The sequence below is a fragment of the Streptomyces sp. NPDC047043 genome, assembly GCF_040644055.1.
In the GTDB taxonomy this organism is placed as follows: domain Bacteria; phylum Actinomycetota; class Actinomycetes; order Streptomycetales; family Streptomycetaceae; genus Streptomyces.
Map to the genome: position 1 here is coordinate 254,932 of NZ_JBEYVO010000014.1, position 10,943 is coordinate 265,874.

Below are 10,943 nucleotides of genomic sequence, written 5' to 3' on the forward strand. Positions count from 1 at the left end.
TAAGAGGGCCGCCGCCCAAGGGGGGAGATCGACGGCGGCCCTCGCACCTACAAGAGCGGTCAGGCGAGCGGACCCGTCACACGCTCCACCGCGGTCACCAGATGGCCGGCACGTACGAACGCGTCCGCGGCGGCCAGGTCGGGCGCCAGGAACCGGTCCGGGCCGGGGCCCTGCACTCCGGCCTCCCGTACGGCCTCGATGGCGGCCTGCGAGGCGGGCGCCGGGGCCAGTCCCTCGCGGAGCTGGATCGCGCGCGTGGCGGCGTAGAGCTCGATGGCGATCACCCGCGTGAGGTTGTCGACGGCCGTGCGCAGCTTGCGGGCGGCCGACCAGCCCATGGAGACATGGTCCTCCTGCATGGCGGACGACGGGATCGAGTCCGCCGACGCCGGCACGGCCAGCCGCTTCATCTCGCTGACCAGCGCGGCCTGCGTGTACTGGGCGATCATGAGCCCGGAGTCGACGCCCGCGTCGTCGGCGAGGAACGGCGGCAGCCCGTGGCTGCGGTTCTTGTCGAGCAGCCGGTCGGTGCGCCGCTCGGCGATGGACGCCAGGTCCGCGGCGGCGATCGCGAGGAAGTCCAGAACGTACGCCACCGGTGCCCCGTGGAAGTTGCCGTTGGACTCCACGCGCCCGTCGGGCAGCACCACCGGGTTGTCGACGGCGGACGCCAGCTCGCGCTCGGCGACGAGCCGCGCGTGCGCCATGGTGTCCCGTCCGGCACCGGCGACCTGCGGCGCGCAGCGCACCGAGTAGGCGTCCTGGACGCGCGGGGCGTCGTCCTGGTGGTGCCCGGTGAGCTCCGAACCCTTCAGCACGGCAAGCATGTTGGCGGCGGACGCCCCCTGCCCCGGGTGCGGGCGGATGGCGTGCAGCTCGGGGGCGAGGACCTTGTCCGTCCCGAGCAGGCCCTCCAGCGACAGGGCGGCCGTGATGTCGGCGGACTTGTAGAGGGAGTCCAGGTCGGCGAGGGCCATGACCAGCATGCCGAGCATGCCGTCGGTGCCGTTGAGGAGGGCGAGGCCCTCCTTCTCGCGCAGCTCGACCGGGGCGATCCCGTGCTCGGCGAGCAGCTCGCCGGCGGGACGTACCGTGCCGTCGGGCCCCTCGGCGTCGCCCTCCCCCATGAGCGTCAGGGCGCAGTGGGACAGCGGGGCGAGATCGCCGGAGCAGCCCAGGGAGCCGTACTCGTGGACGACCGGGGTGATCCCGGCGTTCAGCACATCGGCCATGGTCTGCGCCACCTCGGGACGGACGCCCGTGTGTCCGGAGCAGACGGTCTTGAGCCGCAGGAACATCAGGGCCCGTACGACCTCCCGCTCGACCCGCGGCCCGAGGCCGGCGGCGTGCGAGCGGACGATGTTGCGCTGCAGCTGAGCGCGCAGCTCCTGGCTGATGTGCCGAGTCGCCAGCGCACCGAAGCCGGTGCTGACGCCGTAGACGGGCTCGGGCTTGGCCGCCAGCGCGTCCACGATCTCGCGGGCGGCGGCAAGCGCCCCGACGGCCTCCTGCGAGAGCTCGACCCGGGCGCCGGCGCGCGCCACGGCGAGAACGTCGGACGCGGTCACCCCGGACGTCCCCACCACCACAGTGTGCATATCCATATTCAGGAGCGTACGCAGTGAATTCGGAGTTGTCACGAGTGGGTGGCCGGTTTACCCCTTACCGAATTGGTCACACCCCGGGCCCGGCGCTCAGGGCCTGCCCCGGAACCGGCGGCGCTCGGCGGTCCGCTCGCCGGAGGGCGCGTCCGCCAGCCGTACGACGGGGTCGTCGGGGCCCGCGCGGCCGGCCACGACCGGCTTGGTGGCCCGCTCGGCCTTGGCCCGGTACTGGGCCGCGTCGGCCAGCCGGAACAGCCGGCGGGCAGAGCGCACGGGCCCGATGGGATCCTGCGTGGACGCGACCCCGCAGGCCACCCCGTCCCCGAGCTCCAACTCGGCCGCGCGGCGGCAGAGTTCGTCGGCCGCCTTGACCGCCTCGTCGGCACTGGGCCCGACGGCCAGCAGACAGAACTCGTCACCGCCGAGGCGCGCGGCGAGCGCACCCGGCAGCATGGCGCCGCACAGGGACAGGACCGAGCCGAAGCGTTCGAGCAGCCGGTCGCCGACGGCGTGCCCCTGGGTGTCGTTGACCCGCTTGAGCCCGTTCAGGTCGCAGACGACGAGGCTGACGACCGTGCCGTCCGCACGGTGCCGCTCGATGGCCTCGTCCAGTCGCACGTCCACGGCACGGCGGTTGGCGAGACCGGTCAGGGAGTCGGTGAAGGCGAGCCGTCTCGCCTCCTCCAGCCGCTCGGCCTGGGCGATCCCGGCGGCGACGACGGCGGCCAGGACGGTGGCGAAGTCGGCGTCGCCCCGGTCGAAGACGGGATCGCCGGCGGGCCGGGCGACATACAGCTCGCCCCACGCCCGCCCGTTCAGCACGATCGGCGCGACGACACAGCAGCCGCGGCCGCGCCGGCGGAGGGCGGCGACGCGCTGATGGATGTAACCGGGTCTGCCCACGGCCGTCGGCCCCTGGGCCGTCTCGACCCACGCGTTGGGCTCCCCGCCGCGGGCCCATCTCTCGTGCAGGAACTCGGTGATCTCGGGGAACTGGTGCACCGGATACGACTCGTCCTCCGGATACTCCTCCTCCCCCTCCACCCGCTCCCCCACGTTCACGAGGACCCGCAGCCGGCCGAGCTCGCGCTCCCACACCGACAGCGCGGCAAAGCTCCCGCCGAGCGCCCGGCACGCCCCGACCGCCGCCGCCCGCCACGCCTCACGCGAGCCGTGGGCCGCCGCCATGCCCTGCGCCAGCGCGACGACGGCCGCCAGCCGCTTGTCCTCACCCATTACCCCAGGTTAGGGAGGTTTCGGATGATTCGTTCTATTGATACGGCGCTGGGGTGACCGGCCCCCGAGGCCGGCGCAGCCGTCCTACTCCCCCGGCCACTGAGGCTTCCGCTTCTCGTTGAACGCGGCCACACCCTCCGCCCGGTCCCCCGAGAACGCCACGGACCGCCAGGCCGCGTCCTCCACCTCCAGCCCGGCGCGCAGATCCAGCCCCTGCCCCAGCCGCAACGCCCGCTTGGCGGCCCGCAGCCCGACCGGCGAGTTCGCAGCAATGCGAGCGGCCAGAGCCAAGGCCTCCTCCCGGTCGCGCCCCTCCTCCACCAGCTGATCCACCAGCCCCAGCTCCTGCGCCTCCCCGGCCTCCAACCGCCGCCCCGTGAAGATCAGCTCGGCAGCCCGGGCCGCCCCCACCCTCCGCGGCAGCAACTGCGTACCGCCCCCGCCGGGAATCACCCCCACGGACACCTCCGGCAGCCCCACCACCGCCGTACGGTCGGCCACGATCACGTCGCACGACAGCGCCAGCTCGAAGCCGCCGCCCAGCGCGAACCCGTGCACCGCCGCGATCGCCGGCACCGGCAGCTCCAGCACCGCGGTGTAGGCGCCGCGGGTGACGGGCCGCTGGCGCATCAGATCGGCGTCGGTGAAGGAGTTCCGCTCCTTCAGGTCCGCCCCCACACAGAACGCCCGCTCGTGCGTCGACGTCAGCACGACCGCCCGTACGTCACGGTCGGCCCCCAGCGCCGCACACGCCCCGGCGATCGACCGCGCCATCTCGCTCGACACGGCGTTCATGGCCTTGGGCCGGTCGAGGGCGAGCTCCGCGACATGCCTGCTCCTGTGCCGCCGCACCAGCACGAACTCCCCGAACCGCTCCTCGCTCATGACACCCTCCGGTTAACGCGTGTTAACAACCGTCGGCCCGATCATCGCAGGGTTTCCTCCCGTTGTCCCCGTTCGGGTGACATCCCGCCCAACTCCCCCCGCACCGCGCACAGGAGCGCATAACGTGCGTCCGCCACGGCGCGCAGGGGGCGCGAGCGCAACGGGGAGGGGACCGTGATGGCACAGACGTCGGTGGGGCCTCGGACCGGACAAGAGGGTGTACGCACGCGCGGGCGGCATCGCAGACCACGGCCCCGCAAGATGCTGTACGCCGTCGGCGGGCTGGCGCTGGCCGCCGGTGCGCTCAGTCTCGTACGGATGCCGCCGAATACGGGCTCCGGCGGGGCCGGGACCGCCGTGGCCGAGCCCGGGCATGATCCGGTCTCCGGAGCCGACCGGTCGGACAACGCCGTGGCCACCGTCGAGGCCGTACCCCGGGTGAGTCCGTCGGCGACCTCCGCGATGGGCGGGGTGAGCGCGACACCGACACAGACCGCAGGCCTCGTACCCCTGCCGACGACGACCACGCCGCCGGCCCCCGCAACCCCCGGCACGCCCACGACCATCCCGGAGGCGCCCAACACCCCGGCACCGGCCACCCCACCCGCGCCGACGACCGCGGCCCCGCAACCGGCCCCGACCCCGAGCCGGACGACCGAGCCCCCCGCCCCGAACCCGAGTCAGCCCGACCTGTGCGTCCCGGTCGTCGGACTGTGCGTGGACGCGGCCATGCGGGCCCACTGAGGGCGGCTAAGACGCCGGTCCGCTCCGCCTGGTCAGCAGCCATGGCTCGACCACGCCGAGGCCGCGCACCGGGCGCTGCCACATCGGCTGGAGCGCGAAACGGTACGTCGGGGGCTCCTCGCCCTCCTTCTCGGCGGCCGCGGCCGCCTCGGCCGCCTCCGCCTCGGAGGCCGGGGCCTCACCGGTGCGGATCAGCTCCTGAGCGAAGTCGCTGTCGACGAGGACGGCGTCGCGCGGGGCTATCGACGTCAGCCGGGAGGCGAGGTTGACCGTCGTACCGAAGACATCGCCCATACGGGTGGTCACCGTGCCGAAGGCGATGCCGACGCGCAGTTCGGGCATGGTCTCGTCGTTCGCCATGGTCTCGATGAGCCGCAGCGCGATCTCGGCGGCGACCGCGGAGTCGTCCGCCGCGTAGAGCACCTCGTCGCCCAGCGTCTTGACCAGCCGTCCGCCGTGCGCGGCGACCAGGTCGGCGGCGGTGGTCTCGAAGGCCTCGACGAGCTCGCCGAGTTCCTCCTCCTCCATACGGCGGGTGAGGCGGGTGAAGCCGACCAGGTCCGCGAAGCCGACGGCCAGGCGCCGGTCGACCATCTCCTCGTCGTCGGCGGCCTGCACGACCCGGCCGGCCGAGGCGGCGAGCTGGCGCCGCCAGACGTAGACGAGGAACTCCTCCAGCTCGGGCAGGAGCAGCTCGACGATCGGGTACGTCACCTCGGTGCGCGTCATCCCGGGTTCCGGGGGCTCGGTGAGGCCCTCCAGGAAGGAGTCGATCTGCCACTCGGCGAGCCGGGCCGTGGTCTGCCCGGTGGACCGGGCCACCTGCACCGCCATCGCCTCGCTCAGCAGGCCCGCCTCGACGAGACCGGACAGGCGGCGCAGCGCCAGTACGTCGGCCTCGGTGAGCGCCTTGGCCTGGCCGATGTCGGCGAAGCCCATGGCCCGCCAGAAGCGGGTGGCGAGCTCCACGGAGACGCCTGCGCTGCGGGCCGCCTGGAAGGGGGTGTAGCGCCGCTCGGCGCCGAGGATCAGATGCTCCAGACGCAGGGCGAGGGGGTCCTCGACGGGATCGGCGGCGTGGGGGTCCACCCGGCCGTCCGCGCCCGTGCCGGAGCCCGTGTCGTCGACGGTCACGCCTGCTGCCCTTCCGATCTGCCACGGTCAGGTATCGACCGGCCTCAACTGTACGGCAGGTGTGCGGTAGCTCACTCCCGACGGTCACTGCACGAGGCCGCGACATCCGATCTCACGCCGGCCGCAGGTGCACGATGTCTCCCGCGCCCACCGGTTCCTGCACACCCTCCTCCGTAGCGATCACCAGGCGTCCGTCCCCGTCCAGCGCCACCGCCTCCCCGACCAGCGAGCGGTCCCCGGGCAGCTCCGCCCGCACCGTCCGCCCCAGCGTCGCGCACCCGGCCGCATACGTCTCCTGGAGACCGCTCACCGTCGGGTCGCCCATGGCCGCCCGCCAGCGCAGGTACCACTCCTCCAGAGAGCGCAGCACCGCCCGCAGCAGGGGATCGCGGTCCGTGCTCACCGCCCCCGCCAGCGCGAGCGACCCGGCCGTGGGCACCGGGAGTTCGTTCGCCCGCAGGGTCACGTTGATGCCGACGCCGATGACCACGCCGTCGTCGCCGGCCCGCTCGGCGAGGATGCCGCCCGCCTTGCGTTCCTCGCCCCCGATGGAAACGAGCAGGTCGTTGGGCCACTTGAGTGCCGTGTCCACGCCCGCCGAGCGGGACAGCCCCGTCGCCACGGCGACCCCGGTGAGCAGCGGCAGCCAGCCCCAGCGGGCCACCGGCACCTCGCCCGGCTTCAGCAGGACGGAGAAGAAGAGGCCGGAGCGGGCCGGTGCCGTCCACTGGCGGTCCAGCCGGCCCCGCCCCGAGGTCTGCTCCTCGGCGACCAGTACGGTTCCCTCGACGGCCTTGCCCGCGGCCGCCAGGGCGACCAGGTCGGAGTTGGTGGAGCCGGTGCTCTGCACCACCTCCACCTCGCGCCACAGCCCGCCTTCCTGCACTAGCCCGCGCCGCAGCGCGGTGGCGTTGAGCGGAGGCCGGTCCAGATCGGACCAGCGGCTGTCGTCTGATGCATCTCGCGGCGTCATGCAAGCCACCCTAGGTGTGTGAAACGCCGCACTGCTGATTCGTAGCGCCCCCACTACTCTACGGATGAGTAACCGTCCCCCCTTTTGAGCAGGCAGGGAGCCGCGATCCCGATGTCCGAGCCGGAAGAGATCGACATTCACACCACCGCGGGCAAGCTCGCGGATCTCCAGCGTCGTATTGACGAGGCGACGCACGCCGGCTCCGCACGCGCCGTCGAAAAGCAGCACGCCAAGGGCAAGTTGACGGCCCGTGAGCGCATCGAGCTCCTCCTCGACGAGGGTTCCTTCGTCGAGCTCGACGAGTTCGCCCGGCACCGCTCCACCAACTTCGGCCTGGACAAGAACCGCCCCTACGGCGACGGCGTCGTCACCGGCTACGGCACGGTCGACGGCCGCCCGGTGGCGGTCTTCTCCCAGGACTTCACCGTCTTCGGCGGCGCCCTCGGTGAGGTCTACGGCCAGAAGATCGTCAAGGTCATGGACTTCGCGCTGAAGACCGGCTGTCCGGTCATCGGGATCAACGACTCCGGCGGCGCCCGCATCCAGGAGGGCGTGGCGTCCCTGGGGGCGTACGGCGAGATCTTCCGCCGCAACACCCACGCCAGCGGCGTCATCCCGCAGATCAGCCTGGTCGTCGGCCCCTGCGCCGGCGGCGCGGTCTACTCGCCCGCGATCACCGACTTCACGGTGATGGTCGACCAGACCTCGCACATGTTCATCACCGGCCCGGACGTCATCAAGACGGTCACCGGCGAGGACGTCGGCTTCGAGGAGCTGGGCGGCGCCCGCACCCACAACTCGACCTCCGGCGTGGCGCATCACATGGCCGGCGACGAGAAGGACGCCATCGAGTACGTCAAGCAGCTGCTGTCGTACCTGCCGTCCAACAACCTCTCCGAGGCCCCGGTCTTCCCGGAGGAGGCGGACCTCGCCGTCACGGACGAGGACCTCGAGCTGGACACTCTCGTGCCCAACAGCGCGAACCAGCCGTACGACATGCACACGGTGATCGAACACATCCTGGACGACGCCGAGTTCTTCGAGACGCAGCCGCTGTTCGCGCCGAACATCCTCACCGGCTTCGGCCGCGTCGAGGGCCACCCGGTCGGCATCGTCGCCAACCAGCCCATGCAGTTCGCCGGCTGCCTCGACATCACCGCGTCCGAGAAGGCGGCCCGCTTCGTGCGCACCTGCGACGCCTTCAACGTCCCGGTCATCACCTTCGTCGACGTCCCGGGCTTCCTGCCCGGCGTCGACCAGGAGCACGACGGCATCATCCGCCGCGGCGCCAAGCTCATCTACGCCTACGCCGAGGCCACCGTCCCGCTCATCACGGTCATCACCCGCAAGGCCTTCGGCGGCGCCTACGACGTCATGGGCTCCAAGCACCTCGGCGCCGACCTCAACCTCGCCTGGCCCACGGCCCAGATCGCCGTCATGGGCGCCCAGGGCGCGGTCAACATCCTGCACCGCCGCACGATCGCCGAGGCGGAGGCGAACGGCGAGGACCTCGAGGCCGTCCGCGCCCGCCTGATCCAGGAGTACGAGGACACCCTCCTCAACCCCTACATCGCGGCCGAACGCGGCTACGTCGACTCGGTGATCATGCCGTCCGAGACCCGCCGCCACGTCGTCCGCGGCCTGCGCCAGCTGCGCACCAAGCGGGAGTCGCTGCCCCCGAAGAAGCACGGCAACATCCCCCTCTAGCCCGCGGACCCTGGGAGCCGTCATGAACATCAAGGTCGTACGGGGCAACCCGACCCCGGAGGAACTGGCCGCCGCCCTTGCGGTGGTCCGCGCCCGCGCCGCGGCGGCGGCCTCGGTCCCGCCGGGCGCGGTACGGGACAAGGACTCCTGGTCCGACCCGTCCAGGATCGCAAGCCACCGCCTGCCCCAGCCCGGGCCCACGTCCTGGGCCCGCACGTATTGGCCAGGGTGACCGAAGGTTTTTCAGGGGCACGGGGCACCGCGCGACAAGCCCCCACCGGCCCGCAGACAAGTCACTACGTCTGCGGGCCGAGAACTTGAGTACGCGTACTCAGGCGCACACGGCCAAACCTCCGCAAGCTAAAAGACATGCTGTGGTCCGACCCTGAGAACGAGCCGCCCAAGGAACTGCAAGACATGCAGGTCATGATGCGGCGGCTCGGCCTTCTCATGGCCCTGGCCATGCTCCTGGCAATGATCGTGATCGGTCTCAAGTGACCGGCGATACCCTGACCGCATGACAGACGCGCCCCGCCGCCGCCTCATCCTCGCCTCCCAGTCCCCCGCCCGCCTGAACCTCCTGCGCCAGGCCGGCCTCACACCGGAGGTCATCGTGAGCGGCGTGGACGAGGACGCCGTAACGGCCCCCACACCGGCCGAACTCGCACTCGCGCTGGCCGAGGCCAAGGCCTCCGTCGTAGCGGCGCGGCCGGACGCACACGGCGCCCTGGTGATCGGCTGCGACTCCGTGCTGGACCTGGACGGCGAAGCCCTCGGCAAGCCCGCCGACGCCGAGGAGGCGACGGCCCGCTGGAAGTCGATGCGCGGACGCGCCGGCACCCTCCAGACGGGCCACTGCATCTGGGACACGGCGAACAAGCGGTACGCGTCGGGCACCGCCTCCACCGTCGTCCGCTTCGGCGAGCCCACCGACGAGGAGATCGCCGCGTACGTCGCCTCGGGCGAACCCCTCTATGTCGCCGGTGCGTTCACCCTGGACGGCCGCAGCGCCCCGTTCATCGAGGGCATCGACGGCGACCACGGCAACGTGATCGGCATCAGCCTGCCCCTGGTCCGCCGGCTGCTCGCCCAACTGGGCGTCGGCATCACGGAGTTGTGGGCGCCGGCGGAGGCGTGACGGGCGAGCCCCCGTCGTCCTTGCCGCCCTCGGGGCCGGGGGCCTCGGTGGGCGGGGTGTCGCTGGGTTCGGCCGGACTGTCGTACGTCATCAGGAGCAGCACGATGAGGGCGAGTACGGCGATCATGAACAGGAACGCGGCCCAGCCCACGAGCCCCCACACGAACGCCCCCAGCAGCCCGTGCACCACGGCCGCGCTGATCAGCAGGATCCGGCCGAAGCCGGCCGGCGGGCGGTTGCGCAGGGCCACGAGGAGCGCGACCAGGCCGCACAGGGCGTAGTAGAGGCCGAAGACGATGCCGCCGACCTTCGAGGACACCGACATCGTGTCGGGGTCGAGGCCGGCCAGGGACATGTCCTGACGGTCGACCACGACCCCCAGGAACCAGTTCAGCGCGGCCACCCCGAACGCCTCCACGAAGAGGACGACGGCCACGATCCACGCCACCGGTCTGCGCACCACCGGTCCCACCCACTTTCGACTGCCGCCCGAGCCCGCCGGGCAATGCTCTGTTACCCCAAGTACGTCCGAGACATCGTGAACGCTACTAACGGGTAAACCCCGGGACAAGAGTTCTGTCGGCGGCAAAGAATCGTTGGGCCATTCGTAGGGACTCCACAAAGAAACCGAGTGGCCCGCAGCACGCTCTCACAGAGACCTTGACCACATGGGAGGGCTAGGGTTGCCGGGAGGAGTCCTGCGTACCGAGGTGCGACATGGGATTTCGCGGGTCGAGCGAGCCTCGTATCACGCTCCGTGTGGGCAAGCTCACCATTGGGGACGGGTCGAAGTGCCGTGTCGGCAGTCCCTAAACTCGGCTTGTTTCAAGGAGGGAGCCTCAATCGTGCGCAAGGTGCTCATCGCCAACCGTGGCGAAATCGCTGTCCGCGTGGCCCGGGCCTGTCGGGACGCGGGGATCGCGAGCGTGGCCGTCTACGCGGACCCGGACCGCGACGCTCTGCATGTCCGCGCCGCGGACGAGGCGTTCGCCCTGGGCGGTGACACCCCGGCGAGCAGCTACCTGGACATCGAGAAGGTCCTGAACGCGGCGCGCGAGTCGGGCGCGGACGCCATCCATCCGGGCTACGGCTTCCTTTCCGAGAACGCCGACTTCGCGCAGGCGGTCCTGGACGCCGGTCTGATCTGGATCGGCCCGCCGCCGCAGGCCATCCGCGACCTCGGCGACAAGGTCGCCGCCCGGCACATCGCGCAGCGTGCCGGCGCCCCGCTGGTGGCGGGCACGCCGGACCCGGTCAGCGGCGCCGAGGAGGTCGTGGCCTTCGCCGAACAGCACGGCCTGCCGATCGCGATCAAGGCCGCGTTCGGTGGTGGCGGCCGCGGTCTGAAGGTCGCCCGCACCCTCGACGAGGTCCCCGAGCTGTACGAGTCGGCAGTGCGTGAGGCGGTGGCCGCCTTCGGCCGCGGCGAGTGCTTCGTCGAGCGCTACCTGGACAAGCCCCGGCACGTGGAGACCCAGTGCCTGGCCGACACCCACGGCAACGTGGTCGTCGTCTCCACCCG

12 protein-coding genes are annotated in these 10,943 nt (G+C 71.9%); 6 read left to right on the forward strand and 6 right to left on the reverse strand.

Annotated features, from left to right (window positions below; all coding sequences use genetic code 11):
• Positions 1–59: 59 nt before the first annotated feature.
• The 3 genes from hutH to ABZ880_RS23650 form a co-directional block, all read right to left on the reverse strand.
• Positions 60–1,598 carry a histidine ammonia-lyase gene (gene hutH, locus ABZ880_RS23640; RefSeq protein WP_361266247.1) on the reverse strand — a complete coding sequence of 513 codons (1,539 nt, stop codon included), beginning with the start codon at positions 1,596–1,598 and terminating at the stop codon, positions 60–62.
• A 96-nt stretch (positions 1,599–1,694) separates the two neighbouring features.
• Positions 1,695–2,840: a GGDEF domain-containing protein gene (locus ABZ880_RS23645; RefSeq protein WP_361266205.1), complete on the reverse strand. Its 1,146-nt coding sequence runs from the start codon at positions 2,838–2,840 to the stop codon at positions 1,695–1,697.
• Between the two features lie 84 nt (positions 2,841–2,924).
• A complete protein-coding gene (locus ABZ880_RS23650) occupies positions 2,925–3,725 on the reverse strand; it encodes an enoyl-CoA hydratase-related protein (protein ID WP_361266207.1) in 801 nt (266 codons plus the stop codon).
• A 261-nt stretch (positions 3,726–3,986) separates the two neighbouring features.
• Between ABZ880_RS23650 and ABZ880_RS23655 the strand changes: the two genes are divergently transcribed.
• Entirely contained in the window at positions 3,987–4,469 is a 483-nt protein-coding gene (locus ABZ880_RS23655; protein ID WP_361266209.1) for a hypothetical protein, read from the forward strand.
• Between the two features lie 6 nt (positions 4,470–4,475).
• Here ABZ880_RS23655 and ABZ880_RS23660 read toward each other — a convergent pair whose 3' ends face one another.
• A complete protein-coding gene (locus ABZ880_RS23660; RefSeq protein ID WP_361266211.1) occupies positions 4,476–5,603 on the reverse strand; it encodes an adenylate/guanylate cyclase domain-containing protein in 1,128 nt (375 codons plus the stop codon).
• Positions 5,604–5,715: 112 nt separating this feature from the next.
• Positions 5,716–6,576, reverse strand: a complete 861-nt coding sequence (locus tag ABZ880_RS23665) for a biotin--[acetyl-CoA-carboxylase] ligase (RefSeq protein ID WP_361266213.1) — start codon at positions 6,574–6,576, stop codon at positions 5,716–5,718.
• Between the two features lie 111 nt (positions 6,577–6,687).
• Here ABZ880_RS23665 and ABZ880_RS23670 point away from each other — a divergent pair, with 111 nt between their 5' ends.
• From ABZ880_RS23670 to ABZ880_RS23685, 4 genes are all read left to right on the forward strand, one after another.
• Entirely contained in the window at positions 6,688–8,283 is a 1,596-nt protein-coding gene (locus ABZ880_RS23670) for an acyl-CoA carboxylase subunit beta (protein WP_361266215.1), read from the forward strand.
• A gap of 22 nt (positions 8,284–8,305) precedes the next feature.
• Positions 8,306–8,515, forward strand: a complete 210-nt coding sequence (locus ABZ880_RS23675; RefSeq protein WP_361266217.1) for an acyl-CoA carboxylase epsilon subunit — start codon at positions 8,306–8,308, stop codon at positions 8,513–8,515.
• Between the two features lie 137 nt (positions 8,516–8,652).
• Positions 8,653–8,781 carry a hypothetical protein gene (locus ABZ880_RS23680; RefSeq protein ID WP_361266219.1) on the forward strand — a complete coding sequence of 43 codons (129 nt, stop codon included), beginning with the start codon at positions 8,653–8,655 and terminating at the stop codon, positions 8,779–8,781.
• A gap of 19 nt (positions 8,782–8,800) precedes the next feature.
• On the forward strand, positions 8,801–9,421 hold the full coding sequence (locus tag ABZ880_RS23685) for a nucleoside triphosphate pyrophosphatase (RefSeq protein WP_361266221.1): 621 nt from the start codon (positions 8,801–8,803) through the stop codon (positions 9,419–9,421).
• Here ABZ880_RS23685 and ABZ880_RS23690 read toward each other — a convergent pair.
• Entirely contained in the window at positions 9,390–9,884 is a 495-nt protein-coding gene (locus ABZ880_RS23690; RefSeq protein WP_361266223.1) for a hypothetical protein, read from the reverse strand. The genes ABZ880_RS23685 and ABZ880_RS23690 overlap by 32 nt on opposite strands.
• Positions 9,885–10,266: 382 nt before the next feature.
• Between ABZ880_RS23690 and ABZ880_RS23695 the strand changes: the two genes are divergently transcribed.
• On the forward strand, positions 10,267–10,943 hold a 677-nt coding region (locus ABZ880_RS23695), incomplete at its 3' end, for a biotin carboxylase N-terminal domain-containing protein (RefSeq protein ID WP_361266225.1).